The 25,844-nt window shown below is 59.3% G+C and carries 21 protein-coding genes and 4 pseudogenes; 8 read left to right on the top strand and 17 right to left on the bottom strand.

Going from position 1 to position 25,844, the window contains the following annotated elements; genetic code table 11:
* Positions 1–253 precede the first annotated feature (253 nt).
* Together ACA041_RS20775 and ACA041_RS20770 are read left to right on the top strand one after the other, a co-directional pair.
* On the top strand, positions 254–1,585 hold the full coding sequence (locus tag ACA041_RS20775; RefSeq protein WP_497436835.1) for a dicarboxylate/amino acid:cation symporter: 1,332 nt from the start codon (positions 254–256) through the stop codon (positions 1,583–1,585).
* An 80-nt stretch (positions 1,586–1,665) separates the two neighbouring features.
* Entirely contained in the window at positions 1,666–1,872 is a 207-nt protein-coding gene (locus ACA041_RS20770) for a hypothetical protein (protein ID WP_497436829.1), read from the top strand.
* Positions 1,873–1,902: 30 nt separating this feature from the next.
* On the opposite strand, the gene ACA041_RS20765 is transcribed toward ACA041_RS20770, so the two are convergent.
* The 4 genes and pseudogenes from ACA041_RS20765 to ACA041_RS20750 all read right to left on the bottom strand — a co-directional run.
* On the bottom strand, positions 1,903–3,276 hold the full coding sequence (locus ACA041_RS20765) for an IS1182 family transposase (RefSeq protein ID WP_497436490.1): 1,374 nt from the start codon (positions 3,274–3,276) through the stop codon (positions 1,903–1,905).
* 223 nt (positions 3,277–3,499) lie between these two features.
* Positions 3,500–3,940, bottom strand: coding sequence for an MAPEG family protein (locus ACA041_RS20760; RefSeq protein ID WP_497436825.1), 441 nt, complete (start codon positions 3,938–3,940; stop codon positions 3,500–3,502).
* 21 nt (positions 3,941–3,961) lie between these two features.
* Positions 3,962–4,525 (bottom strand): annotated as a pseudogene (locus tag ACA041_RS20755) (hypothetical protein); the annotation flags it as partial.
* Positions 4,526–4,559: 34 nt separating this feature from the next.
* Positions 4,560–4,699, bottom strand: a pseudogene (locus ACA041_RS20750) (DUF6124 family protein); the annotation flags it as partial.
* A gap of 209 nt (positions 4,700–4,908) precedes the next feature.
* Between ACA041_RS20750 and ACA041_RS20745 the strand changes: the two are divergent.
* Together ACA041_RS20745 and ACA041_RS20740 are read left to right on the top strand one after the other, a co-directional pair.
* Positions 4,909–5,328 (top strand): DUF5625 family protein, encoded by a 420-nt coding sequence (locus ACA041_RS20745; protein ID WP_497436821.1) that lies wholly within the window; start codon positions 4,909–4,911, stop codon positions 5,326–5,328.
* Between the two features lie 385 nt (positions 5,329–5,713).
* Positions 5,714–7,732 (top strand): putative bifunctional diguanylate cyclase/phosphodiesterase, encoded by a 2,019-nt coding sequence (locus ACA041_RS20740; protein WP_497436817.1) that lies wholly within the window; start codon positions 5,714–5,716, stop codon positions 7,730–7,732.
* Here the strand turns inward: ACA041_RS20740 and ACA041_RS20735 are convergent.
* A complete protein-coding gene (locus tag ACA041_RS20735) occupies positions 7,689–7,844 on the bottom strand; it encodes a hypothetical protein (RefSeq protein ID WP_497436813.1) in 156 nt (51 codons plus the stop codon). The two genes, ACA041_RS20740 and ACA041_RS20735, sit on opposite strands and share 44 nt — an antisense overlap.
* Here ACA041_RS20735 and ACA041_RS20730 point away from each other — a divergent pair.
* Both ACA041_RS20730 and ACA041_RS20725 read left to right on the top strand, forming a co-directional pair.
* Positions 7,825–7,962, top strand: a complete 138-nt coding sequence (locus ACA041_RS20730; protein WP_497442211.1) for a hypothetical protein — start codon at positions 7,825–7,827, stop codon at positions 7,960–7,962. The genes ACA041_RS20735 and ACA041_RS20730 overlap by 20 nt on opposite strands.
* Before the next feature lie 162 nt (positions 7,963–8,124).
* Positions 8,125–9,027, top strand: coding sequence for a universal stress protein (locus ACA041_RS20725; protein WP_497436807.1), 903 nt, complete (start codon positions 8,125–8,127; stop codon positions 9,025–9,027).
* Positions 9,028–9,165: 138 nt separating this feature from the next.
* On the opposite strand, the pseudogene ACA041_RS20720 reads toward ACA041_RS20725, so the two are convergent.
* The 8 genes and pseudogenes from ACA041_RS20720 to ACA041_RS20685 all read right to left on the bottom strand — a co-directional run.
* Positions 9,166–9,540 (bottom strand): annotated as a pseudogene (locus ACA041_RS20720) (OprD family outer membrane porin); the annotation flags it as partial.
* Positions 9,541–9,573: 33 nt separating this feature from the next.
* A protein-coding gene (locus tag ACA041_RS20715; protein WP_497434342.1) for an IS3 family transposase occupies positions 9,574–10,793 on the bottom strand; the annotation gives its coding sequence in 2 pieces (ribosomal slippage) (positions 9,574–10,448 and positions 10,448–10,793; 1,221 coding nt in all).
* Positions 10,794–10,863: 70 nt separating this feature from the next.
* Positions 10,864–11,739, bottom strand: a pseudogene (locus ACA041_RS20710) (OprD family outer membrane porin); the annotation flags it as partial.
* A gap of 153 nt (positions 11,740–11,892) precedes the next feature.
* Complete coding sequence (locus ACA041_RS20705; protein ID WP_497436801.1) at positions 11,893–13,632, bottom strand: acetyl/propionyl/methylcrotonyl-CoA carboxylase subunit alpha; 1,740 nt, start codon at positions 13,630–13,632, stop codon at positions 11,893–11,895.
* Entirely contained in the window at positions 13,629–15,248 is a 1,620-nt protein-coding gene (locus ACA041_RS20700) for a 5-oxoprolinase subunit B/C family protein (RefSeq protein WP_497436797.1), read from the bottom strand. The genes ACA041_RS20705 and ACA041_RS20700 overlap by 4 nt, the downstream gene beginning before the upstream one ends.
* A 9-nt stretch (positions 15,249–15,257) precedes the next feature.
* Positions 15,258–16,064 (bottom strand): putative hydro-lyase, encoded by an 807-nt coding sequence (locus ACA041_RS20695; protein ID WP_497436794.1) that lies wholly within the window; start codon positions 16,062–16,064, stop codon positions 15,258–15,260.
* Positions 16,061–16,831 carry a LamB/YcsF family protein gene (locus ACA041_RS20690; protein WP_497436789.1) on the bottom strand — a complete coding sequence of 257 codons (771 nt, stop codon included), beginning with the start codon at positions 16,829–16,831 and terminating at the stop codon, positions 16,061–16,063. The genes ACA041_RS20695 and ACA041_RS20690 overlap by 4 nt, the downstream gene beginning before the upstream one ends.
* Before the next feature lie 28 nt (positions 16,832–16,859).
* Complete coding sequence (locus tag ACA041_RS20685) at positions 16,860–18,092, bottom strand: NRAMP family divalent metal transporter (RefSeq protein ID WP_497442136.1); 1,233 nt, start codon at positions 18,090–18,092, stop codon at positions 16,860–16,862.
* A 269-nt stretch (positions 18,093–18,361) separates the two neighbouring features.
* On the opposite strand from ACA041_RS20685, the gene ACA041_RS20680 reads away from it, so the two are divergent.
* Positions 18,362–19,027: a GntR family transcriptional regulator gene (locus ACA041_RS20680; RefSeq protein ID WP_497436785.1), complete on the top strand. Its 666-nt coding sequence runs from the start codon at positions 18,362–18,364 to the stop codon at positions 19,025–19,027.
* A gap of 141 nt (positions 19,028–19,168) precedes the next feature.
* On the opposite strand, the gene ACA041_RS20675 is transcribed toward ACA041_RS20680, so the two are convergent.
* The gene (locus ACA041_RS20675) at positions 19,169–20,044 is read right to left on the bottom strand and encodes a helix-turn-helix domain-containing protein (RefSeq protein WP_497436780.1); all 876 of its coding nucleotides are present in this window, start codon (positions 20,042–20,044) and stop codon (positions 19,169–19,171) included.
* Between the two features lie 150 nt (positions 20,045–20,194).
* Between ACA041_RS20675 and pobA the strand changes: the two genes are divergently transcribed.
* Entirely contained in the window at positions 20,195–21,382 is a 1,188-nt protein-coding gene (gene pobA, locus ACA041_RS20670) for a 4-hydroxybenzoate 3-monooxygenase (protein WP_497436775.1), read from the top strand.
* Between the two features lie 319 nt (positions 21,383–21,701).
* On the opposite strand, the gene ACA041_RS20665 is transcribed toward pobA, so the two are convergent.
* The 3 genes from ACA041_RS20665 to ACA041_RS20655 form a co-directional block, all read right to left on the bottom strand.
* Positions 21,702–24,134 (bottom strand): spermine/spermidine synthase domain-containing protein, encoded by a 2,433-nt coding sequence (locus ACA041_RS20665; RefSeq protein ID WP_497436773.1) that lies wholly within the window; start codon positions 24,132–24,134, stop codon positions 21,702–21,704.
* Between the two features lie 2 nt (positions 24,135–24,136).
* Positions 24,137–24,880, bottom strand: a complete 744-nt coding sequence (locus ACA041_RS20660) for a protein-L-isoaspartate(D-aspartate) O-methyltransferase (RefSeq protein ID WP_497436768.1) — start codon at positions 24,878–24,880, stop codon at positions 24,137–24,139.
* Positions 24,881–25,073: 193 nt separating this feature from the next.
* A complete protein-coding gene (locus ACA041_RS20655; RefSeq protein WP_497280397.1) occupies positions 25,074–25,799 on the bottom strand; it encodes a Crp/Fnr family transcriptional regulator in 726 nt (241 codons plus the stop codon).
* Between the last annotated feature and the right edge of the window lie 45 nt (positions 25,800–25,844).

Raw genomic sequence — 25,844 nt, 5'->3', positions numbered from 1 at the left:
CTGCTGATCACCGTCCTGCGGCGAGTCACTCTGTAAATCTATACCCGCAGGGGGGGCTTACAAAGGCGACTCCGCCGGGCTCTTGCAATAGGCCGCCAACGCACGCGATTGTTCCTGGTTTGAGGCGGAGTTAATGCACTTCGTCCAACTCAGCGGACTTTAACTTCAAAACAAATTCTTCCATCAAAGGAAGGTGTCTGTAACGGGTGCTGTGGTCCGAGGACTACGCACGCGTCCCAAGCGAGGTTCCGCCATGTCTGCTGAAACCCATATCCGCAAACCGTTCTACAAGATTCTGTATCTCCAGGTCTTGTTCGCGATCGCAATCGGCATCCTGATTGGCCATTTCTATCCGGAAACCGGCACCACGTTAAAACCGCTTGGTGATGGCTTTATCAAGCTGATCAAAATGGTAATCGCCCCTATCATTTTCTGTACGGTGGTCACGGGTATCGCCGGTATGCAAAGCATGAAAGCGGTCGGAAAGACCGGTGGCTTTGCGCTTCTTTACTTCGAGCTCGTTTCAACAATTGCGCTGTTGATCGGGCTGGCCGTGGTCAACGTCGTTCAGCCGGGCGCGGGTATGCATATCGATCCGTCCACGCTCGATGCGTCGGGGATTGCTGCGTACGCCGCCGCAGGAGAAAAACAGAGTACGATCCAGTTCCTGCTGAACATCATTCCCAATACGATTGTTGGCGCGTTTGCTGAGGGTGAGATCCTGCAGGTGTTGTTCTTCTCCGTACTGTTTGGTTACGCGCTGCATCGCATCGGTAACTATGGCCGTCGGGTGTTCGAGCTCATCGAGAGCATCTCCCAGGTGTTGTTCAGCATCATGGGCGTGGTGATGAAAGTCGCGCCAATCGGTGCGCTGGGTGCGATGGCGTTCACAATCGGTAAGTACGGAGTAGGTTCTTTAGTCCAGTTGGGCTACCTGATGCTGTGCTTTTACTTCACCTGCGTGGTATTCGTACTGGGAATATTGGGCACGATCGCACGTGTCCACGGGTTCAGCATCTTCAAGTTCATCAAGTACATCCGTGAAGAACTACTGATCGTCCTGGGTACTTCGTCTTCCGAAACAGCGCTGCCACTGATGATCGTAAAGATGCAAAAACTCGGTGCGCATAAGTCCGTCGTCGGCCTAGTCATCCCGACCGGTTATTCCTTCAACCTCGATGGCACTTCCATTTACCTGACCATGGCGGCGGTTTTCCTTGCCCAAGCCACTGATACGCCCATGGACATCACGCATCAAATCACTTTGTTGCTGGTCTTGCTCATTACATCAAAAGGCGCGGCAGGTGTGACGGGCAGTGGCTTCATCGTATTGGCGGCTACGCTGTCGTCCGTAGGGCATGTACCGGTTGCGGCGCTGGCCTTGATTTTGGGTATCGACCGCTTTATGTCCGAAGCGCGGGCGTTGACCAATCTGATCGGCAACGGCGTAGCGACAATCGTGGTCGCCAAGTGGTGTGGGCAGTTGGACGAAAAGGTGCTTCAAAAAGGTCTAGAAGAAGGCCCAGGAGTAGCGGCTATCGCTTCGCCGGCAACACGAGTTCCCGAAAAACCTGTGCGTACTTGATCTAGCCATGTGAAGAAGGCATATCCTTGCGACGGGTTTTTGCATATTTCGTAAAGCCGTTACGGGAACCTGGCTGTCAAATGCCAATCAAGCCGGGCGTTATGCACCGCCAGGCGGCCATCCCGTATGCTCAACATTATCAAGGTCCGCTTCTGGCCGATTCTGTTGAAAAAGTCGGATTTTCAAATGGCCTGAACTCAGGCACGACCACCACCGGAGAACCTACTCACCACATTGAGTGGTTTTTCGGCCCTTCGGTGACCTTTGCTGCTCTGTTAGTGGGTTAATTTGAGGTTTTTTGCTTGGTGCAGGCGCACCTATCCCGTGACTGGTGGCCCTTGAGATGAAAATTTGGCCAGCCGTCGCAGGTTCTGCACCGCAGCGGCCAGCGTGAATTCATCGGTCGCGCCACTCATGCCACGTAGCCGCAGGCGATCCAATTTCAGGATGCGCTTGAGGTGGGCAAACAACATTTCGACCTTTTTACGTTCGTGGCGAGAGCGCTGATATGCCGGCGTTGCTGCAATGCGCCGAGCCACATCGCGAGCGGCTTCATGGACGCTGCGAGCGATCTTGCGGAACGCTGTGTTCGGGCAGCACTTGGCTTTCATCGGACACGTAGCGCAGTCGGTCTGCCGGGATCGGAAGATGATGGTGTTGGCTTTGGTGACGTGTGAACGCTCGTTCTTGAAGGCTCGCCATTCACTGCGTAATACGTTGCCGGCTGGGCAGCGGTATTCCTCAGCCTCTTCATTCCAGTGGAAATCGTTACTCGAAAAGCTGTCGTTCTTGCGCTCGGTTTTGTCCCACACCGGCACATGCGGTTCGATGTCTTTTTCCTCCACCATCCAGGCCAGCATCGGCGCTGTGCCGTAAGCGGTGTCGCCAATGAGGCGCTCTGGCTTGATGTCGAACTGCGCTTCGACCCGATTGATCATCATCTTGGTGCTCTCGACTTCTGCGGTTCGATGAGCCGGTGTGGGTTCCACATCCATGATCACGCCGTGCTCGGTATCGATCAGATAATTCGTGGAGTAAGCGTAGAAAGCTGGGCCGCCTGGAGCAGCGGTCCAGCGGGCTTGAGGATCCGTCAGCGACAGGCGCTTGGGTAGTGTTTCGGCCAAAGCCTCTTCATCGAGGCCTTCAAGGTACTCACGCACGGCGCGGGTGCTCAGGGCCGGATCGCTCCAGTTGACCGGTTCATCACCCGGTACGCCGCGCTGCCGACTCGCATCCGCTTTGATGATGCTGGCGTCCACGGCAAAGCCTTCGCCCTTGACCAGACCGGCGTCCATGCAGCGACGCAGCACTTCATTGAACAACCAGCGAAACAGATCACTGTCTCGAAAACGGCCGTGTCGATTTTTCGAAAAGGTCGAGTGGTTGGGGACTTCATCTTCAAGGCTCAACCGGCAGAACCAGCGATACGCCAGGTTCAAATGGGCCTCTTCGCACAACCGCCGTTCGGAGCGGATGCCATAGCAGTAGCCGACGATCAGCATGCGGATCATCAGTTCAGGATCAATCGACGGACGCCCAATCGGGCTATAGAAATCGGCGAGGTAATGGCGCAGGTCGCTCAGATCGAGACACCGATCAATGCTGCTCAGAAGGTGCTTGGCTGGAATGTGATCTTCAAGGTTGAACGAGTAAAACAGCCGCTCCTGCCCACTCGATAACTGTCCCATCATGCTGCGTGCTTCCCTGCTGGCCAATGCAGAGATTTTGCCGCAGGCCAGACAGGGGAGCTACTTTTTCAACAGAATCGGCCGATTGCAGCCCCTGAGAGCAACTGAGATCACCGCATGAGTAGTCGAAGCCCGCAGCCATCAACGGCTGTTGCTGGAAAGACCATCATCCAGCATGGCACCCACCATCCGGCCTTCGCGGGCTTCGATCACTCTCGATTCAACTTCACTTCGCTATTTGAATTCCTGCGCCGTCACAAGCGGCGATGACAATGAGCACGAGAAAACACACCAACTGCATGCAATAGAAGGTAAACCGAACCGCCACGAACGCATCGGTTTGCACATGGCAGACGTGAAACAGCGACTGGCACACGCGAGCGACCAGGACGGCGATGCACAAGTAGCTGACTGCAGGGCCGTCGACACCAAGGGCTGAAATCACGAACACAATGGCGCCAAAGACAGGCAGGTTTTTCACACAGTTCGCGTGTGCTCTTGCCCCGCGCCGATACCAGTCTTCGCCTTCGAGCTGATCGCTTCGGAAAGAGCCAATCGGAACATTCGAGAACAGGATTCTGACCCAGCGATACACTCCGACGGTTGCCATCAGCAGCAGTAGAGTCCAGGCCGCAAATCCAAGCAGCATCCACATCGGTGTTGTCACGGCCGCCATCCTCAATCAATGAGCTTTCCCCTCCAGTTCATCGAGCACGACGTGCCGGCTTTCATCCATCCAGTGGAATTTGAAAACATCCTTGAACAGTGGGCACAACTCCTCGCGCGGGGCGATGCTTTGCTTGTAGTGCGTTTGCACAAACAGTTCGATATGACAGGTCAGCGCCAGCACCGACCAGCTGCTGGCCGCAAGCACCGCGCGCGCCACATCGTTTGGATCGGCCACTTGGCGATATCCCGCGGGCAATTGCGAACCCATCATCGCTTCTATGCGCCGGAACAGTTCCTGGTGCTTGATTTCGTCATTGGAAAAGCGCACCAGCGCTTCGAGCGCGAGTTGGTCGTCATAGACATGGGCCCGACCCTGGTCGAGCATTTTGGCACTGATAAAACGCTCGACGAGGCCAAAAATATACGCGTAGGTTCGGCCCTGAATCTGACTGAGCAGGCGCGCCTCGTCCGCGGTGAGAAAGGTCAGGCCGTCGATCCGCGAGAGGCCGTCGGGCAGGAATTTGCGCGAGAAGTCGAAACGCCGGTCCTGGAGCAAATCGCGATCGATATGCCATTCCGTTTTCTGGCGCAGACAATCAGCATGAGAAAGCCCGCTGGACGGTAAACAGGGTGCTGGGAGTGCGCGCAGTAGCTTTGATGTCGACAGTCGAGGGGAGTGGAAGTCGAGGGCGCGTTCGGCGGCTTCGTTGAGTTTGTTTGAATCAGATTCGTATGGGGATACCGGATCGGTGTCCGGCGTGCTGCGTTGCTGAGCCTGCCAGGATCGCCGTGGCGATCGGCTAAGCTGGGGAAAGGGCTTGCGGCACGAGATCTAAGCGGCTGGATATCTTATCTTGGGTGGGTCAAAAGGAGGTGGGTGTGTCCAAGGTTATTAAGGTGCTGTCAGTCCTGCTTATGTGGTGTATCGCCAATACGTCACCTACGTACCCACCCCAGGAGACTCCCATGAATTTAGCCGGGGTTGCTGGTGAGTCAATGCTCGATTTCACGATCAGAGAAGAGGACGATTATGCAGTGGAGCTCAGCTATTTTTTTGATGCTAAAGATTCATCGAATCGTGAACAGGTATGGAAAGCAGCGGGTGGGAGCTTGCGTCTAGGGCCTGGAAATTGGGCAGCGGAAGGCGCACCGTTTGATCTTGAAACGATAATCACCGACGCAAAATCCGGAATGGAAGTGCATCGATCATCAATATCGCATCCCAAGCTCACTTCTATTGGAGGAGGCGCTTTGTATGCTGAAACTTGCAGAGTTGTTTTGAAGGAAGGTAGGTACAAGCTACTGGTACGTCGCAGTGGTAGCGCCGGTGATCTGGAAAAAACGGGTATAAATATAAGCGTCATTGAGGCCTATCATGGGAAATAGGAGGGGTTCACGCCCTCACTGCATTAAATAATTAAATTGCAATTCGTGAGCTGTTATTAAAAATATCGGCAAACACTTTTTAGGCCATAGACAGCTTAATCAGGCGGAGCTCGTTCTGAGTGCTGACGGCACCAGTAGCTGCGGCTTAGGTCCAATAGAATCCACGGCATACGTATGAGAGGGTGCGCGAAAAGGTTGAAAAATATATTTTGGATTTTCGTCGTTTACGGCCCTGATTATCCTCAATTAGTTGTTGTTGAATGCGAATAATGCTGCGCAGCATTTATCGAATATCCAAGTTTTATTTCGTTTCTCAACTAAGCTTGAGGTTTGGTGGATATTGCCAAATAAGAATGGAAGCAGCCACGTCTACACGAGGTAGCGCATGAGCAATTTACCGCCAGCAAGTCCGGAACACCCTGAAGTCTTCGCACCTCAGATCGTTGTGCCCAAGCTTATGCGCTGGAGCAGCATAATACCCAGCCGGTGGGCTCGCCATGGTCTGGTCGCCGTGCTGCTGGCAATCAGCGGCTTTGCGGTATGGTCTGCAGTTGCCACCGGACGCCTGGGGCAAGAGGCGATCGCCTCAAGCGTTCTGTCTGACCACTACACAGCGGCGGCGACTGCCGTGCTGGCCGCCGAGTCTTTGGAGCATAAGTATCGGCTGGATCCCGCGCCGAACATATTGCGTAATTTCAACGATGTCTTGGCGCAACTTGACGCTGCCCTGGAGCACGTTCACCGCTCCGGAACGCGTGCCGATCATCTGCTTGTCGAGGATGTTCGCACTTCAGTGGTTCCCTATCTGGAAAGCATCTACAAGATGTTCGACGCCGTAGATCATGGAGATCCCTTGAAGGCGCGCCGGATTGACAACGAGGAGGCCGACCCGCTGTTCGAAAAGATTGAAAACGTCGTCCTGCGAGCAGCGGCCGCTCACCACCAGAAGTCGATAGTGGCGCTGGAAAAGCTGCGTACACGGGAGTCGTTCAACGCCAATACCACGCCCATCGTTTTTATCGCAGGACTGCTGCTCGCTGGCTTGTTCGCCGAAGTGCTGCGGCGCACACGTGTCGAGCTCGACAGTCAACGCAAGGACGCCTTGCACGCTTCGCTGCATGACAAGCTCACAGGGCTGGCCAACCGGACACTGCTGGCGGACCGTTTCGAGCAAGCGCTGCGCCTTAGCCGTCGCCAGGGGGGAACTACGGGCCTGTTGCTGATTGACCTTGATCGGTTCAAGGATGTCAACGACACCTTGGGGCATCACTATGGGGACCGCCTGCTCGACCAGATCGGCAAGCGGCTGACCAACGAAGCGCGGGAAATCGACACGGTCGCCCGGTTGGGTGGTGATGAGTTTGCAATTCTGCTTCCCGCCGTCGAAGGCCTGGAGGGAGCCTTGATAGCGGCGAGACGGCTGCACACGGCGATTACCGCAGCGTTCGAAATCGATGGGGTCGAACTGGATGTCGAGGCCAGCTTTGGGGTCGTGGTTTCCGGGTTGCACGGTGACGATCCAGTAACGCTAATGCAGCGCGCCGACATCGCGATGTATGCCGCCAAAAAACAGGGCAATGGCGTACTCGCCTACGACCAGGGAGCGGATCGGCGTTCTCCGGAACGCCTGGCAATGCTTGGCGAACTACGGCGAGGTCTGGAGCGCGGCGAATTGTTCCTGGAGTACCAGCCCAAGATCAGCCTGAGCACAGGGAAAGTTACCGGTGTCGAAGCCTTGGTGCGCTGGCAGCATCCAGTCCGAGGCCTGGTGAGTCCGGATGAGTTCATTCCGTTTGCCGAATTGACCGGGATCATCGGCACCCTGACTCGATATGTGCTGAACCTCGCATTGTCTCAGGCGCGGGCCTGGACTGACGCGGGGCTATGCATACCGATTGCCGTGAACATTTCTGCACGCAACCTGCTGGACGACAAGTTGGTGGCCCAGATCTTCGATCTGCTTGAACACTACAATTTGACACCGAACATCCTCATGCTCGAAGTGACCGAGTCCGCGATCATGCTCGATTCCTATGCGGCGCGTACCATCCTCAGGCAGTTACATGCGATGGGCATCCATATCGCCATCGATGATTTCGGCGTCGGTTACACGAGCCTGGCTCAATTAAAGGATTTGCCCATCAGCGAACTCAAGATCGACAAATCCTTCGTACTGGCCATGCAGAGTAATCATGCAAACGAACTTATCGTACGAAGCGTCGTCGATCTGGGGCATAACCTTGGTATGGCGGTCATTGCCGAAGGCGTGGAAACAGCCGACGTGCTCGATGCGCTGGGCGACTACCACTGCGATATGGCCCAGGGGTTTCACGTCTGCCGACCGGTAAGTGCCGAAGCGTTCATACAGTGGTATGAAGAGCGCGAGCAGCTGAATAATAGATAAAGGCCGGTGCCTGACCACTGGCGCGATCGAGCACGCCGTGCAGGCTCGGTCCCATCAGATTCTCGACCAGGTTCTCCGGCAAGGTCGCGCAGTTGAGTGCCATCAGCGGCATGTGCAGCCGGGAACTGGCCTGGTACAGCGTACGGGCGAATAACCCTGCACCGTCTGCTACCGAGGATGGTTACGCAGCCAGCGCAGCACGCATGATGATGGCGCCGAGCACGCCATAGAGCAGGACACGGCGCTGCAACTCTGGCGGCACGGCGAAGTAGCCGAAGCGTATAGTGATAGTGTCGATCCAGGTAGTTGAGGCGATAAGGGATCGCCAATGGTGGGACAAGCGAGAGTGCTGGGGGCGCTAGCGGATAACCCAGAACGTTTGGAGGTGCCACATGAAGCAGTATCAACGACTCTTTCTGATAGCAGGTCCAACCATGCGTCACTCGCCGGCGATGGAGCGGGCAATCGCACTTGCCGATGCCACAGGCGCAGCGCTGCATATCGCGGTGTTCATCGAAGACTTCGACCTTATGCGGTTAATGAGCCAGAGTGAACAACTTCGTGAGAGTTGCCGGCAGGAGAACCAGCAGTGGTTAACGGATGAGGCCGAACTCATGCGCAGGAAGGGTATCAATGTGACCACCGAAGTTGCTTTGACCCGCGACCCGCTGCAAGAGATCCTTAAGCATGTGGCTGAAATGCAGCCGGACCTGATTATTAAGGACGTACATCATGAATCAGCGCTCAAACGCGTATTCGTCACGCCTTTGGATTGGCAGTTGTTGCGCGAATGTCCGACCCCTATACATCTGGTAAGCGAAGTCAGGTGTCCGCTTCCTCGGGTGATAGTGGCGGCGGTTGATCCATCGCATCCAGAGGGTCAGATCAGCGGAATCAACGACAGCATCATTCAGGCGGCGAACGAATTGGCGGCGCAATGTGATGCTGAGTTGCACATGTTGTATGCCTATGAACTGACACACACACATTTCTCTGATGCAGGTGCTGGCGCCGTGACGATGCCAGGCTTCAGTAACGATGTGCGCCGGTCACTTGAAAAGTGCTTCGTTGCCTTGGCTGGACGCTACCACGTGCCACCTGAGCGACAACACTTCATTGCAGGGCCGCCAACCAAAGCGATGGCCGACTTTGCGACTCATACTCGAGCGGATGTCTTCGTAATGGGAAATACCCATCACAAAGGGGTGGACAAGCTGGTTGGCAGTACCACGGAGCATGTTCTGTATCAGGTCCCCTGTAGCGTTTTGGCCATCAAGGGAGAAGCGGATCAATGAATGAAAAACCCGCCCACGATTTCAGCCGGCTGTTGGTGCTGATGCGGTTTTGACCCAAGCTGCCGACTTAAGCTGACCCTTAGGCGGTCTGTGAAGTCACGCCTAAGACCGCTCGGCGAGGTGTTTGTCGCCTCGGCTTTACCAAACTGCCAATGTGTAACTAAGGATCAGCCGTGTTTCATCCAGGTCATTGCCGAAGTTCGATCGGACCGTGGCATTTCGGACTTTGACCCCAAAATTCTTCAGCGAACCGCTTTGGACCACGTAACCGATATCGGTATTGCGCTCCCACTCTTTCCCCGAATGACTGCCCGCTACCTGCACATTGTCGCCGTTGACGTAACGAGTCATGAAGGTCAGCCCGGGAATACCCAGCGCGGCGAAGTTGTAGTCATAGCGCACTTGCCATGAGCGCTCCTCAGTGTTGGCAAAGTCGTTGATCTGCACAAAGTTGACCAGGTAGGGGTCGCTATTGGCGATGTACGGGAACGGGTCATCACCGCTCATTCTGGACTTGCCCCTACAAAACCGGACACCAACTCCCCATTAAATGGATGCCGCTGCCAAGCGCCTGAACTCTCTCGGTGAGCGATAGTTCAAAGCGCTGTGCGGATGCTGCTCGTTGTAATGCTCAAAGGCAATTGCCAGGTTACGCAGCGCCGTTTCTCGATCCGGCTTGGGCATGTGCGCCACATAATCCCGCTTGATCGTCTTCACGAAGCTCTCGGCCATGCCGTTGCTCTGCGGGCTGCGCACTGGGGTGGTCACCGGCTGCAAACCGATCTGCCGAGCAAATAGGCGCGTCTGTTCGGCGGTGTACGCCGAGCCGTTGTCGCTTAGCCACTGCACCGGCATGGCGGGCAGTTGATCACCGAAACGCTTCTCCACACTTTCCAGCATCAAGTCGCGGATATCATCGCCGCTGTACCCGGTCGGGCTCGCGACCCAGCCGATGGCTTCGCGATCACAGCAGTCCAGGGCGAAGGTCACGCTCAGTTTGGCGCCGTCCTCGCAACGGAACTCAAAGCCGTCCGAGCACCAACGTGTATCGCTGGTTTCCACCGCAATTCGGCCTTCGTGCCGACGCGGCACGCCGGGCTGTTTGATTCGGCGCTCAAGCAGCAAGTTGTGATCACGCATGACCCGGTAAACCCGCTTCACGTTGATCGCGGGCAGCAACTGGGTTTCACGGGCGCGACGCAGCAATCCCCAGACACGACGGTAGCCATAGCTGGGCAATTCGCTGACCTGTTGCTGGATTTCGGCCACCAACTCCGCGTCGTTCACAGGCCTGCTTCGCCGTACTTTGGGCGATACCGATTGCTTGATTCGAACCGTTAATTGCGAGCGCGCCACACCGAGACATTCGCTGACCAGCTTCACTGGTCGTCCCCCGGCAACAAGGGTGAGTGCGCAATCCATTTTCGCGACCGGGCGATCTCCACGGCCTCTTTGAGGATTTCTGCTTCCATCGTCTTCTTGCCCAGCATCCGTTGCAGTTCACGGATCTGCTTGAGTGCATCGCTCAGCTCAGAGGCCGGCACCACGGCTTCACCCGCGCTGACCGCCGACAGGCTGCCGTCCTGATAGAGCTTGCGCCACAGGAACAACTGGTTGGCATTGATGCCGTTGCGCCGAGCGACCACCGACACACTTTGTCCTGGCTCAAGGCTCTCGCGAACCATGGCCAGCTTTTGCTCCGGGCTCCAGCGGCGCCGCCGCTCCTGACCCAAAAGCTCCCCACTCTTATCGTTGCTGTTAGTCATAAACATAACCGTTTGCCTATCCCTTATCGTAAGGGGGAAACGGTGTCCTGTCTTTCATGGGGCTCGTACACATTCGCTGATAGGCGCCTGTAAATACGCTGGAGCCCAGGGTATAGGACACTTGCCCGTTCGCTGCCCGGTTATCGAGAGGGCGGAAATTACCGTCATCGGTACTTTTCGAATAGCGCAGGTCGAACTTCAGTGACTGTTGCGCGGCGAGGGGAATTTCATAAATTACACCGCCAAAGTACTGGCGATAGACATTTTCCAGATTGCCGTAAAACAGGCTTGTGCTCAGGGCTTTATTAAAACTGTAGGTGCCACCGGCAAAACGGAAGTCATCACTGACGCCGCCGATGCGGTGACCGGTGAAATCCTGATAGTTTGAAGAATTGTTAAACTTGATTTGCTGCAGTTTGCCCCCTTGCAGGGCCAATTTGTCGATATCTTTTGAGGTCAGGAGTGCACCTTCGAAGGTGGAGGGCAACAGGCGCGTGTCATTGCTCGACACCACTGGCGTACGGAAAGCCAATGAGCCGACCTTCAGTTCCGTTGCAGAGACCTTCGCCTTGGCCGTCAGGCCCAGCTTGGAGTACTCGCTTTGGGAGCCGCGGCCGTTCTTCGAGCTGAGGTCAGCGGGCAACAGGCCAGTGCCACCGGACCCATCACCGCCGTCGAGCTTGATGCCGAACATGCCGATGGCGTCGAGGCCGAAGCCAATGGTGCCCGCGGTATAACCCGACTCGACGCGCAATATCGCACCCTGCGCCCACTCTGCTGCAGCGTCACGTTGTGCCGTGGGCGGGCCGTTACGAAAGTCACGATTGAAGTAGAAGTTGCGCAGTTCCACACTTGCCTTGCTGTCGGCAATAAAGTCGGCAGAGGCTATTGGTGGAAAAACCAGCGCGCAGGTTCCCGCAATAGCGAAAGCCTTGTTGATTGGCATGCTCTTTATTCTCCGGATAAACGGCAGATTTAATGATCAGGTTTTATTGTTGTTTTTCATGAAAAATCATATCTACATTTTCTGCGGGCAACACGCGGCAACTGGGTTGTTAACCCGTTGCGCGTCAGACCTGCAAAAAGAAAAGCGTTTAACTCAATTGAGGGTCTTGATGCGGCCAATCACAGAGCCGGCTTCAAAATAGTCGCCTGCCTGTTTGGCGATCTGCACCTGACCTTCACAAGGTGCAAGGACGGAAGTTTCCATTTTCATGGCTTCTACAACCGCGATCACTTGCCCGGCACTCACCGACTCGCCGTCTTCGACGACCCAGGTATGCAGATTCCCCGCCACGGGCGTCAGTACCGCCTGCGGATCAGTGACCTCGGAGGGTGCCGTGCTTTCGCTGGCGGTGCCCGCTGCATTCAGGCTGACGCCTCGCAGCAGCGCAGCCGGAAGGCCCAGTTCGTGGCGTTTGCCGTCGATCTCGACAAATGTGCGCAGGATGCCAGGGTCGGCCGATACAGCAGCACGTGGGGCGAGCGTGATCTGTTCGGCGAAATCGGTCTCGATCCAGCGCGTGTGTACGGCGAATTTATCGGCACCGGTGAAGTCGTCATGGTCCATCACGGCTCGGTGGAAAGGCAGTACCGAGGCGATGCCCTCAATGTTGAATTCAGCCAAGGCGCGCCGGGCGCGGACGATAGCCTGTTCGCGGGTGGCGCCGGTGACGATCAGTTTGGCCATCATCGAATCGAAGGTGCTGGGAACTCGCGAGCCGCTGATCACGCCGCTGTCCAGACGCACACCCGGGCCAGACGGTGGCAGGAAATCAGTGATCTGACCGGGGGTGGGCAGAAAGCCCTTGCCCGGGTCTTCCGCGTTGATGCGAAATTCGAAGCTGTGGCCACGCGGGGTCGGCGTCTCATTGAAGGACAACGGTAAACCGTCGGCGATCCGCAGTTGTTCGATCACCAGATCAACCCCCGTGGTCTCTTCGGTCACCGGGTGCTCGACCTGCAAGCGGGTATTGACCTCGAGGAACGACAGGGTGCCATCCTGGCTGAGCAGGAACTCCACAGTGCCGGCACCGACGTAGCCGGCTTTGGCGCAAATATCCTGAGCAGACTGATGAATACGCTGGCGCTGTTCGTCGCTGATAAAGGGCGCAGGCGCTTCCTCCACCAGTTTCTGATTGCGCCGCTGCAAGGAGCAGTCACGCGTGCCGACGACGACGACCTTGCCGTGTTTGTCGGCGAGAATTTGCGCTTCGATGTGCCGGGGACGGTCGAGGAACTGTTCGACGTAGCATTCGCCACGACCAAAGGCCGCTTGCGCTTCGCGTACGGCGGAGGCGAACAATTCAGCCACTTCATCCATGCGCCAGGCGACTTTCATGCCGCGTCCGCCGCCGCCAAAGGCAGCTTTGATGGCAATTGGCAGGCCGTGCTGTTCGGCAAAGGCCAGTACTTCGTTGGCGCTTTCGACCGGGCCAGGCGTACCGGCCACCAGAGGCGCACCGACCAGGTGGGCAATTTTTCGCGCCTCGACCTTGTCGCCGAGCACATCGATGGTCTCTGGGTTGGGACCGACCCAGATCAGCCCGGCCTCGATCACCGCCCGGGCGAAGTCGGCCCTTTCAGACAGAAAACCATAGCCGGGGTGCACGGCATCGGCACCGCTGCGTTTGGCGACGGCGATAAGTTTGCCGATATCCAGGTAGGTTTCGGCCGGGCGCTGGCCATTCAGTGAGTAGGCTTCGTCGGCTTGGCGCACGTGCAGGGCGTCGATGTCCGCGTCGGCATAGACCGCGACAGACTGCACGCCATAGTCGCGGCAGGCGCGGGCGATGCGAACGGCAATTTCACCACGGTTGGCAATCAGTAATTTTTTCATGGAAGTTTTTTCACATCGGCAGTTGAAGAAGAGGCTTCCGTAATGGGTTGAATCTCTTTGAAGCCGCCCAAAGGGTTGAAGCGAATCTGCGCATTGACAGGTATCTGGCCAGCCAGATCGAGGTGGTAGCTGGCGACTGCGGCGATCACCGGATAGCCGCCGGTCAACGGGTGATCGGCGAGAAACAGCACCGGTTGGCCGCTGGCCGGAACCTGAATGGCGCCGACGGAAGTGCCTTCGCTGGGCAACTCTTGGTGGTTGCTGCGCTCCAGCGGCGTTTCACCGGCCAGACGAATACCGACACGGTTGGATTGTGAGGTGACGCGCCAGAGCTGGCTGCTCAGACGCTGGATGGCGTCTTCGGTAAACCAGTCAGTGCGCGGCCCCATGACTACGTCGAGGGTCACGACGTTGGCCGTAGTGGGCAGATCAAAGGCGGGTGCTTCGTTCAGCGATACGCTGGTGCCTGTCGTAAGCGCCGTAAAACCCAGTCGGTCACCGGCCGCGAGAGCAGGGGGGCCGACCTGGGCGAGGGTATCTGTCGACAGACTGCCGAGCACCGGAGCGACCTCAAAGCCGCCGCGAATCGACAAGTAGCTGCGCAACCCTGCCGAAGGTGAACCCAGGCTGACCTTGTCACCGGGCTCCAGTTCTATGGGCTGGTAGTTGCCGGCAGGCCATTGCAGGCCACTGGCATTGGTGATGATGATCGGGGTTTGCGCGCCGGTGATTGCTATCACCGCACGGCCATGACAGACGAAGCTCAAGCCGCCGAGTACCGCTTCTACACAGGCCATGTCCGAGGGATTGCCGACCGCGCGGTTGGCCGCCCGCAGGGCGCCGAGGTCCAGCGCGCCGGAACGGGATACGCCTTGGCCGGTCTGGCCGGGACGGCCCATATCCTGCAAGACACTGTGCAAACCGGGCGTGATGATTTCCAGATGGGCACCGCTGGGCGCGGCGGCACTTGCAGGCACCGTGGGGGCGGGCAGACCGCCTGCCGGGAGCGGGCCGGCATCGGTAAAACGCACTTTATAGCCGGGACGCAGCAGGGCCGATTCAGCGCGGTTCAGGTCCCACATCTGCAAAGGCGTGACGCCGATGATCTGCCACCCACCGGGGCTGGCTTGCGGATAAACACCGCTGAATTCCCCCGCCAAGGCAACCGCACCTGCGGGTATGCGGGTGCGGGGATTTTGCCTTCGAGGCACCTGGAAACCCGCACCGCCGGTCAGGTAGGCGAAGCCCGGTGCGAATCCGCAGAAGGCCACGCTGTAGTCATGGGCGGTGTGGCGCTGGACCACCTCGGCGCGGCTGATTCCCAGCAGCGTGGCGACCTCGTCGAGGTCTTCACCATTGTAGTGAACGGGAATTTCCACCCGGCGATGCTCGATCGCGCGGCGCTGGCTCAGGTCCTGGCCAGCGATACGATTGACGAGCGCCTGCTGCGCAATGGCGCTGGGGCGGAATTGGATCAGCAGGGTTCGTGCGGCAGGAATGATTTCTTCCACGCCCGCAATAGGCTCCGCCGTCAGGGCGTCGAACAATGCCAGAGTCTCGTCCAGGTCGTTCAATTCGACGAGCAGGGCGTCCAGGTTGACCGGTAAAAAACGCACAGCAGACTCCTAGACGTGGTACGTGCTGTCAGGCACATCGGTGATGAACATATGGCCGGGCGAATGGGTGATTGCGAAGGGCACGCCCGAGGCCATGACCGCCGCCTGAGGCGTTACTCCGCAAGCCCAAAACACCGGGATCTCTCCCGGCTCGATGCGTACGGCGTCGCCGAAGTCGGGTCGAGCCAAGTCCTGGATGCCAAGCAACGCAGGCTCGCCGATGTGCACCGGGGCGCCATGGACTGAGGGGTAGCGCCCGGAGATACCGCAGGCTTCGGCCACGCGATCGGCGGGGATCGGTCGCATGGAAACCACCATGTCACCTTTCAGACGTCCGGCCGGACGGCAGGCACGGTTGGTCAGGTACATCGGTACGTTGCAGCCATCGGCGATATGCCGCACTTCAATGCCGGCCTCTTGCAGGGCCGTTTCAAAGGTAAAACTGCAGCCGATCAGAAAGGTCACCATGTCGTCGTGTTCGGCCCAGGCTTTCGTGGCGTCGCTGACTTCCTCCACCAGTTTCCCGTCACGCCAGATGCGGTACAGGGGCAGATCAGTTCGCAGATCAGCGCCTTCAGCCAGCAGGGTGCTTGGGCTTCCGGCATCGGTGACGTCAAGGATCGGACACGCTTTCGGGTTGCGTTGGGCATACAGCAGGAAGTCATAGGCCCAGTCACGCGGCAAGGCAATCAGGTTCGCTTGAGTCATGCCCGGTGCGATACCGGCGGTGGGGGTGACCAGACCGCCACGGTAGGTGGAGCGTGCTTCACGACCAGCGGCGATGGCCAGCTGACGAGCGCGATCAAGAGCGTTCATCGACGACCTCCGGCAAAGGGTTGCAAGGACATGTTGGCCTGTTCCAGCACGCGGCGCAGCTCGCGAGCCATTTCCACCGCTGCCGGGCTGTCGCCATGGACGCAGATCGAGTCGGCCTGGATTCTGGTCAGGCTGCCATCGATCGCTTCGATGGTGCCGTCTTCAACGAGGCGCAGCATACGTTGGGCGACGAGCTTGGGATCGTGCAGTACGGCGCCTGGTTCGCGGCGAGAGACGAGGGTGCCCTGCGGCGTATAGGCACGGTCAGCGAACGCTTCGGCGATACACTGCAAACCCTCGTTACGGGCCAGTTCAATCAGGCTTGAGCCTGCCAAGGCAACCAATATGAGGTTGGAGTCGATCGCGCGGATGGCTTCGATCACGGCCAGCGCCTGACGGCGATCGTGAGCAATGGTGTTGTACAAGGCGCCATGGGGCTTCACATAGCGCACGCAGGTGCCGGCGGCCTTGGCCAGGCCCTGCAGCGCGCCGATCTGGTAGATCACGTCGGCAGTCAGCTCATCGCTGGCCACGTCCATGTTTCGTCGGCCAAAGCCCACTTTGTCCGGGTAAGCGACATGGGCACCAATGGTGACGTTTTTTGCCGCTGCAGCTTTCAGTGTCAGCAGGATGCCGGCCGGGTCGCCGGCGTGAAAACCGCAGGCGACATTGGCGCTGGTCACGACATCGAGCATCGCGGCATCGTCGCCCATGCTCCAAGCGCCAAAGCTTTCACCCAGGTCGCTGTTGATATCTATCGTTGGCATTAACGTGACTCCTTGTTCGTTATCGGGCTCAGGCGACGTTGAGGAAGGCAAAGATCGGTACGACGGAGTTGATTGCCATGTACCAGGTCAGCAGGCAGGTCAGGGCGCCCAGCACCAGCAGCCAGCGTGGGTAATGGTAACCGCCCATGAGGTCGGGCCGGCGCCAGCCGACGTAGATAAAGATGCTCAGGCCGATTGGCAGTATCAGGCCGTTGAAACCGCCCGCGAACAGCAGCAGTGCAGCAGGAGCAGTACCCATCAGGACAAAGATCAGCAGCGATAGGGCGATGAACACTGTGGTGGCGCGGTTGCGACCCTGCTCAGTGATGTTTGGCTTGAACACGGTGATGAAGGAAATGGAGGTGTAAGCGGCGCCGATCACGCTGGTGATACTGGCGGCCCAGAGGATGAGACCGAAGACGCGCAGGCCGATCTGCCCGGCCGCTGCCTGGAAGGCTTGTGCGGCCGGATTGGCGCCCTGACCCGAGGTGTCGATGACTACGCCGCTGGCAACAACGCCGAGGATGGCGAGAAACAGGATGTAGCGCATGAGACCGGTGACCATGATGCCGCTCAGGGCTGCTTTGGTCACTGCCTCGAGATTTTCTACCCCGGTAGTACCGCGATCCAGCAGTTTGTGAGCCCCCGCATAGGTGATGTAACCGCCGACCGTGCCTCCGACAATGGTGGTAATGGTGGCGAAGTTGATCTGGTCCGGAAGTACGGTCTGGTAGAGGGCTTCACCCAGTGGCGGGTTAGAGGCAAAGGCCACGAACAGCGTCATGCCAATCATCACCAGACCCAGCACGACGATCAGCCGGTCGACGGCCAATCCGGCGCGGTGGGAGAGGAAGATGCCGATGGCCAGCAGGGCGCTTAGACTGCCGCCCCATTTTGCATCAAGCCCCATCAGCGCGTTCAGACCCAGCCCGGCACCGGCGATGTTGCCGACGTTGAACACCAGCCCGCCGAAGATCACCAGCACCGCGAGCAGATAACCACTGCCTGGAATCGCTTTGTTGGCCAGATCTGCGGCACGCATTCGGGTCAGGGAGACGATACGCCAGACGTTAAGTTGAACCACGAAGTCGATCAGAATCGACGCCAGGATACCGAACGCAAATGCCGCACCCATCTTGGCCGTGAACGTGGCGGTCTGGGTGATGAATCCAGGGCCGATGGCAGAAGTCGCCATCATGAAAATTGCGGCGATCAGGGAAGAGCGTCGCGCCTTTGTAAAATCTTGCGCTGTCTGTGTCACGGCTGTCTGTGTCACGGCATCATTCCTACGGTTGGAGATAATTTGATTGAGCAATGAGCGTGCCAAGATTCAAGCATTGGGCTGAAAGTGTTGATACATAGCTGTTTGATTGTTGAACAATGATCAGGTCATGGGTCGACAATGTGCACCAGTTTGTAACCTTATCACTCCTGCATGTTACTTAATGATGCACACGGCACCCTTGCTTCTTGCCATGCGCTGAGCTCTGATGGAACATCAAAATGACTTTCTCTGACTCTGGATCGCATATGAACGACGTTTCACCTTCCCTTCCTCGCTCGCTGGGAGAGTCCATTACCCAGAAGGTCCGCAGAATGCTGGTCGAAGGTGAATTGGTTCCAGGCCAGCGTCTGTCCGAAGCGGCCCTGGCCGAAAGCCTGCAGATTTCACGCAACACCTTGAGAGAAGCGTTCAGGGTCCTGACACGTGAGGGATTGCTCAAGCATGAGCCCAATCGAGGGGTGACCGTGGCGGAACCTGATATGGCGTCGATCATTGACATCTATCGTGTACGCCGTTTTATCGAATGCAAGGCCATTGCCCAGGGTTACCCGCTGCACCCGGGAACACTGCATATGCGTGAAGCAGTGGAGGTAGGCAGGCGAGCGCGTGAAGCCAAGGATTGGATGGCAGTCGGCACCGCTAACATGATGTTCCACAAGGCTATTGTCGAGTTGGCCGACAGCCCGAGATTGGTGGTCTTCTATGGGCAGATATCTGCCGAACTGCGGTTGGCCTTCGGACTGCTCGATGATCCCGAATTCCTGCATATGCCTTACGTCGACATGAACGCTTCAATCCTGCGCTGTATAGAAGAGGGGCGACCAGAGGAGGCAACCCAGATGCTCGAAGCCTATCTGGTGCAATCGGAGCGCACCGTTCTGGCAGCCTACGAACGCAGCAGGAATCGATAGCTTCCGAGGAGCGCTACGAACTCTTCAGAAACTAAAGTCAAACCGGTGCATCGCCGGGGCCAGCACGCGGGCGCCGGTTTTTGTTAAGAGAATTCTGCTGGCCGCGGAAAGTTCGAGTGGCTCAACATCACCCCTCACCCCTCACCCCTCACGCTGAATGCGGAACTGCTTCGGTGACAGCCCCGTGCCGCGCTTGAAAAAGCGCGAGAAGTAAGCCGGCTCGGAAAAGCCCAGGCTGTCGGACACCTGATTGATGGTCATGGTGGTGTAGACCAGGTCGCGCTTGGCCTCCAGCAACAGGCGCTGGTTGATCATTTGCAAGGCCGATTGCCCCGAAAGGCGCCGGCACAGCGCATTGAGGTGCGCGCCGCTGATCCCCAGCGTTGCCGCATAGTGCTCGATGGGCAGATGCTCGCGAAAGCGCAGTTCCAGCGTCCGGCTGAAGTCCTTCAAATACTCGCGACCCCGGTCAAGCTGCACGGCGTCCGGTAACGACTGTTCCAGATTGCGGCGACTGAGCCAGATCGACAGCACCGTGATCAACGATTGCAGCATCGGATCACGAGCGGGCTGGGGCTGGCTGTATTCCTGGGTGATGGCGGAAAACAGCGTGTCCAGATACAGGTGCGCGGAACCGATCGGGTAACAGGCAGCGGTAGTCAGCACGGGACTGTTGAGCGAGGCGCCGAGCTGCTCGGCCAGGGGCTGCGCCAGGCTCAGCACGTGACCTTGAATATCCTCGGAGAACTTGAAGGTGTGCACGCTCAGCGCGGGCACGACCTGCAGCGAAGGTGAATCGATGTGGTTGATCACGTCTTCGACTTTCAGCGTCGCCTGCCCCGACTGCACATATAAAAGCTGCACCAGATCACTGTGCCGATGGGGTTTTATTTCCCAGCCGTGCAGTTTGCTGCGCTCGGGAATCGACTCGCAATGAATCAGATCCGGTGTCGGCCAGGCGCCGGTCTCACCGTACAGTTTGAACACCGGAACCGGCGTAGCGAGTGATTTCGACATTTTCCCTCCCTTGCGACGATCCACGAAAAGTCCATGGAATGCATCAGATAGTGCCTTCTTATCCCTGCTTCATCCACTAAAAATACAGGAACAAAAACAAACAGACTGCGAGGCGTCACGCCTTCAGTCGCACAAGACAGGATTGCCAACATGAAAACCCAGGTCGCCATTATCGGTTCCGGCCCGTCCGGCCTCTTGCTCGGTCAACTGCTGCATCGCGCCGGCATCGACAACGTCATCGTCGAACGCCAGACGCCGGACTACATCCTCAGCCGTATTCGTGCCGGTGTGCTCGAGCAAGGCACAATCGACCTGCTGCGCGAAGCCGGCGTCCACGAACGCATGGATGCCGAAGGCCTGGTCCACGAGGGTGTCGAGTTGCAGGTGGCGGGCAAGCGCATCCATGTCGACCTGAAGACGCTCACCGGCGGCAAGACAGTCATGGTGTATGGCCAGACCGAACTCACCCGTGACTTGATGGAGGCCCGAACCGCTAACGGCGCCCCGGCCATCTACTCGGCCGAGAACGTGCAGCCGCACGACATGAAGGGTGAAAGCCCTTACGTCACCTACGAAAAAAATGGCGAAACCCATCGGATCGATTGCGACTACATCGCCGGTTGCGACGGCTTCCACGGTGTCGCACGACAGAGCATCCCGGCAGACGTGCTCACGCACTACGAGCGAGTCTATCCGTTCGGCTGGCTGGGCCTGTTGTCAGATACCCCACCGGTCAACCATGAACTGATTTATGCCCACCACGACCGCGGTTTCGTCCTGTGCAGCCAGCGCTCGCTGACCCGTAGCCGCTACTACCTGCAAGTGCCGCTGACCGACAAGGTCGAACAGTGGTCCGATGAGCGCTTCTGGGATGAGCTCAAGGCCCGCCTGCCGCAAGACGTGGCCGACAGACTGGTGACCGGTCCTTCGCTGGAAAAGAGCATCGCGCCGCTGCGCAGCTTGGTGGTCGAGCCGATGCAGTACGGCAAGCTGTTCCTGGTCGGCGACGCCGCGCACATCGTGCCACCGACCGGCGCCAAAGGCTTAAACCTGGCCGCCTCCGACGTGCACTACCTGTATCGCATCCTGGTCAAGGTCTACAAGGAAGGCCGCACCGACTTGCTGGAGAAATACTCCGGACTGGCACTGCGCCGTGTCTGGAAAGGCGAGCGTTTCAGCTGGTTCATGACCAACCTGCTGCACGACTTCGGCGACCATAAAGACGCGTGGGACCAGAAGATGCAACAGGCCGATCGTGAGTACTTTTTCAACTCGCACGCTGGGTTGGTCAACATTGCGGAGAACTATGTGGGGTTGCCTTACGAGGATGTCGAGTAAGCAGCCGATAGGGTGGGGGTGCTTGATAGTTCGATGAACCGCGGCTGGTTTGGTTAGTGGAATGGCCCTCCGGTGAAATGCGGTCCCCGATAAAAAAGGGACCGCTGCACAGCCCGCATCGCGGACGCGTTTGCCTCAAGCGGGTGGATCGATCTGATCCAGCATCCGGTTCGCCGTGATTTCCATCTAGCTTTAGCCCTTCATCTGGAAAAAGCCTCGCTGATCGACACGGCGAGACGTGTGAACTGCGGCAAGCGGCGTTCCAACAGGCCATCCGTCTCACCAGGGTCTGTTGACGTTTAGCTCCGAACCGCCGCGTTCAGGGAAACGCGACCGCCGCCGCGAGATACAGCAGCAACGCCAGTAGCAACACCACGGTGAAGCCCAGGTGGATCGCCAGCAGGGTCGCCAGCACGGCCGCCACCACCGATACGCTGGCGTTGACGGCCCAGGCGATCGGCACCAGTGCCTCGGCGCGCGCGGAAACGCGCCCGAGTCCGAGCGGAAACGGCATGCCCATGGCGAACGCCAGCGGCGCTACCAGCGCGGCGCAGATGCCGAACCTGGCGAGGGTCTGCACTGGCGCCAGCAGCTGGAACAACGGGGGCAGGGCGATCAGGTAGAGCAGGGCGATCGCGCAGATCGCCAGGACTGGCCGCGCGAGCGGATGACGGGGCCCCACGCCAGTTCCAATGTCTCCCCGCCGCCGGCCGGAGTAACGGCTGCCGAGGCCAGCGAAGATCAGGAACGCGCTGAGCGTTACCGCCACCGCATACAACGGATGGCTGAGGAAAAGGGTGAACTTCTGGATGAAGGCGATTTCCACGAACATGAAGGCGAAGCCGATGGCGGCGAAGTAGGACACGACCCGAAGTTCGAACCTGGCCAAAGCCGCATTCCGAGAGCGCCGCTGGCGCCTGCGCGCCACCCATAGCGGCGCCAGGATCAGCAGCACGGCGGCCACGCTGGACTGCAGCAGCGTGGCGATCAGCACCGGATAGCCCCACTCCAGCATTGACAGGCCGCCCTGCGCCTTCAGCGCCAGCAGTTCCGGCAGCGAGCGCCACTTGAAGAAGTGGAAGAAATACGGCCGGTCATCCATGGTCGGACGCACGTCGAACTTGTAGCGTGCCAGGAACTCCGCGCGCTCGCCGGACAGCAGGGCCTGCGCCGCTTCGAAGAACCAGGGCCGGTCGAGCAGGTTGTAGCGGTTCGCCTCGGCCACGGTCATCCCGGGGTAGTAGGCCAGGTCGAAGGAGCGCGCCCGGCAGAACTCCCGCAGCACGGCGATGCCGGCGTCGTCAAAATCCCTGTTGCTGACCAGCAGCGTCGCGGTCTTCCAGCCGCGGATCATGACGATGCGGCGCGCCGCGCTGGCCTGCCCGTCGCGCTCGATGGCCGCGGCCGCGGTGGCCAGCAGCCTGGGAACATCGCGCGGCGGCAGGGTGACCCAGCGGGTGATGGCCAACAGGCCGCCGGGTGCGAGATGGCGCAGGTACTCGGCGAAGGCATCCACCGTGTACAGGTAGTTCTCGGACAGCGCATGCAGGCCGCCCGAGGCGGTGCCGAAGGAGTCCAGCAGGGCGATCTGGATCAGGTCGTAAGGCTCGCTGCGCGAAGCCACCAGGCCGCGCGCCTCGCCGATCAGCACACGGACGTTGGGCGCGCTGTACGGCTTGCCGGAGAAGTCGGCGAAGCGGCGCTGGACCAGATCGATCACCTGCGGATTCAGTTCGATGGCATCCACGGCGCTGGCGCCGTGGTACATCGCCTGCAGCACATCGGCGCCGGCGCCGCTGCCCAGCACCAGCACGCGGGGTTGCCGCAGCAGGTGATAGGGCAGAGCCGAGGTCAGGTAGTCCAGGTAGGCGATCGGCTCGCGGCGCCCGTCATAGCGGTTCAGCACGGAAAGGCCGTCGCCGTCGGTGAAGATGGCCAGTTGTGCGGGCGGTTCCTGCGTCGCGTTGAGGCTCAGGCCCGGCGCGTGGCGCAGGGGAATGGTCGGGCTGTCGACGACCGTGAGCAGGCCTAGCGGACTCCAGGTCTGGGCGATTGCGCGCGCATCCTTGATACGCAGCGTCTGGCTCAGTTCCTTGTACTCGGAGGGCGACAGGGCGATCCAGCGCTCGGGCACGCCGGCCGGCACCGCGACCGCCGCCGCCAACAGCAACGGCACGAGCCAGTGCCTATGCCCCGTGCACGCCATGCCGGCCAGCGCCGCGGCAGCGATGCCGGTGCCGCCCAGCAGTCGTAGCGCATCGACGGGCGTCAGCGCGAACAGCGCGGCGACGATCGCCAGGCTGCCCACGCCGGCGCCGAGAATGTCGAAGGCGTAGATTCGGTGAATCTGTTCCTGAAAGCAGGTGAAGGTCAGGCAGATGCACACCGCCGCGCAGAAGAACGGCACGAACAGCAGCAGGTAGATCATCAGCAGGCGCGCCGACTGCCGCGCGTCCCAGAGGATCTCGAGGGGATTGAACGGAACCTGCTGGGCCAGGCTGAAGCAGGCGATCGCGCTCAGCCCGAACAGCACCGCGCCGCCGATGAACACGCTGTGGAAGCGCGGCGCCAGCACAGGCCGCGCCAGCGCCACGGCGGTGCCGGCAGCGCCGTAGCCGAGCAGCGCGACGCTGATCATCATGTAGGCGAAATGGTGCCACTGGATGATCGAAAGCAGTCGCAGCAGCAGCACCTCATAGCCGAGCGCGGAGGCAGACAGCAGCGCCAGGGCGAGCAACGGCGGCGAATGCATGCTTAACCGCCTGCGACCAGCGGCACGAAGCGCACAGGCAGCACCTGCCGGGTGGACACACTGCCATCGCCGGCCTTCTCGATCAGCAGCAGGTACTGGATCATGAATGGCGCGCCGACCGGGATTACCATCCGTCCGCCTGCCTTGAGCTGGGCGATCAGTGGCGGCGGCACATGGCTGGCGGCGGCGGTGACGAGGATAGCGTCGTAAGGCCCGTGCTCGGGCCAGCCGTGGTAGCCATCGCCCAGCCGGGCCTGCACCTTCGCATATCCCAGCCGGCCCAGGCGCTCCCCGGCCTGCACTACCAGCGGCTCGATGATCTCCATCGTGTAGACCGCCTGCGCCAGCTCGGCGAGGATCGCAGCCTGGTAGCCCGAGCCAGTGCCGATCTCGAGTACCACGTCGCCGGGCCCGACCTGCGTCAGGTCGGTCATCAAGGCGACGATGTAGGGCTGGGAGATGGTCTGGCCGTAGCCGATCGGCAGCGGGCGGTTCTCGTAGGCGTAGGGCACCTCGTCGGGCGGGACGAACTTATGGCGTGGCACCCTTGCCATCGCGGCCATCACCGGCGCGGCAAACTCGGCCCTGCGGGTTTCGTCGCGGGTGACGGACGACATGGCGGCGATCTCCCGCACCATGGCGTCGCGCAACGGCGCGAACGGGTCGTCGGCATGCAGGCCGGCGGATGCCAGCGCCAGAGCGATGGCAGGCGCCAGGATGCGCGTCAGAAACATCACCGGCTTCACAATGACTCCTCCGCCTGAGGAATAGTCGAATCGTATGGCCGGCGGGCTGGCTAGGCAAGCCGGGGGTGCCGGCGACCAAACCAGGCTGCGGCGACTTCACCCTAATCTTATGCGCGGTTAGCGGGAGCAATATCCGCTCGCTGACAGGTTTAAGGCACAGCCGGTATTGCCGCTGGCAATCCATTCGAAAGCATCACTCGTCCTGACGACGGGTGTAATGCAACAGCCGATCGGTTTCGGTCTTGACCACCAGGTAGCACTCGCAGCTGAGCCGTTCAAGGCGCGCTCTATCCAGAACCGTGATCTGGCCCCGGCTGTACTCGATGACGCCTTGACGCTGCAGTTTGCCCGCCGCTTCCGTGACGCCTTCGCGGCGCACTCCCAGCATGTTGGCGATCAGCTCCTGGGTCATGTTCAGGCGATTGCCGTGCAGGCGATCCAGCGACAACAGCAGCCATCGACACAGTTGCTGATCGATCGAATGGTGGCGATTGCACAAGGCGGTCTGTGACATCTGCGTGATCAGCGCCTGGGTGTAACGCAGCATCAGCAGGAGCAGATCGCCATGACGGTTGAACTCTTTCTTGAGTTTTTGCCCAGGCAGGCGAAATGCACCACCGGCACTTTGCACCACCGCCCGACTGGAGGTGCTTTCGCCGCCCATGAACAGCGCAATGCCGATCAAACCCTCGTTTCCGACCACGGCGATTTCTGCTGACGAGCCGTTTTCCGTGACATGCAGCAGGGAGACGATGGCGTCGGTCGGGAAGTAAACGTGCCGCAAGGTGTCCCCCGGTTCATGCAGCACATCCCCCAGCGCCAGACTGACCTGCTCCAGGTGCGGAACAAGACGCTGGAGGTCAACGGCCGGGAGCGCCGCCAGTAAATGATTGTGGCTTGGATCGGGGGAGGCATGCATGGCAGAGCATCCGTGGCAAAACAGGGGCGTGCCCGCTAGGGTACT

The organism is Pseudomonas sp. LBUM1676 (assembly GCF_059695605.1).
Note: the sequence above shows the minus strand (reverse complement) of the source record. Positions and strands in the feature narration are given on the sequence as shown.

Bases quoted from the DNA above. Each gene is read 5' to 3' on its own strand.
- ACA041_RS20775 (WP_497436835.1), top strand. From the start codon at position 254: ATGTCTGCTGAAACCCATATCCGCAAACCGTTCTACAAGATTCTGTAT.
- ACA041_RS20735 (WP_497436813.1), bottom strand. From the start codon at position 7,844: ATGCCGCTGATGGCACTCAACTGCGCGACCTTGCCGGAGAACCTGGTC.
- ACA041_RS20680 (WP_497436785.1), top strand. From the start codon at position 18,362: ATGAACGACGTTTCACCTTCCCTTCCTCGCTCGCTGGGAGAGTCCATT.
- ACA041_RS20690 (WP_497436789.1), bottom strand. From the start codon at position 16,831: ATGCCAACGATAGATATCAACAGCGACCTGGGTGAAAGCTTTGGCGCT.
- ACA041_RS20725 (WP_497436807.1), top strand. From the start codon at position 8,125: ATGAAGCAGTATCAACGACTCTTTCTGATAGCAGGTCCAACCATGCGT.
- ACA041_RS20745 (WP_497436821.1), top strand. From the start codon at position 4,909: ATGAATTTAGCCGGGGTTGCTGGTGAGTCAATGCTCGATTTCACGATC.
- ACA041_RS20665 (WP_497436773.1), bottom strand. From the start codon at position 24,134: ATGCATTCGCCGCCGTTGCTCGCCCTGGCGCTGCTGTCTGCCTCCGCG.
- ACA041_RS20695 (WP_497436794.1), bottom strand. From the start codon at position 16,064: ATGAACGCTCTTGATCGCGCTCGTCAGCTGGCCATCGCCGCTGGTCGT.
- ACA041_RS20655 (WP_497280397.1), bottom strand. From the start codon at position 25,799: ATGCATGCCTCCCCCGATCCAAGCCACAATCATTTACTGGCGGCGCTC.
- ACA041_RS20705 (WP_497436801.1), bottom strand. From the start codon at position 13,632: ATGAAAAAATTACTGATTGCCAACCGTGGTGAAATTGCCGTTCGCATC.
- pobA (WP_497436775.1), top strand. From the start codon at position 20,195: ATGAAAACCCAGGTCGCCATTATCGGTTCCGGCCCGTCCGGCCTCTTG.
- ACA041_RS20675 (WP_497436780.1), bottom strand. From the start codon at position 20,044: ATGTCGAAATCACTCGCTACGCCGGTTCCGGTGTTCAAACTGTACGGT.
- ACA041_RS20740 (WP_497436817.1), top strand. From the start codon at position 5,714: ATGAGCAATTTACCGCCAGCAAGTCCGGAACACCCTGAAGTCTTCGCA.
- ACA041_RS20770 (WP_497436829.1), top strand. From the start codon at position 1,666: ATGCCAATCAAGCCGGGCGTTATGCACCGCCAGGCGGCCATCCCGTAT.
- ACA041_RS20765 (WP_497436490.1), bottom strand. From the start codon at position 3,276: ATGATGGGACAGTTATCGAGTGGGCAGGAGCGGCTGTTTTACTCGTTC.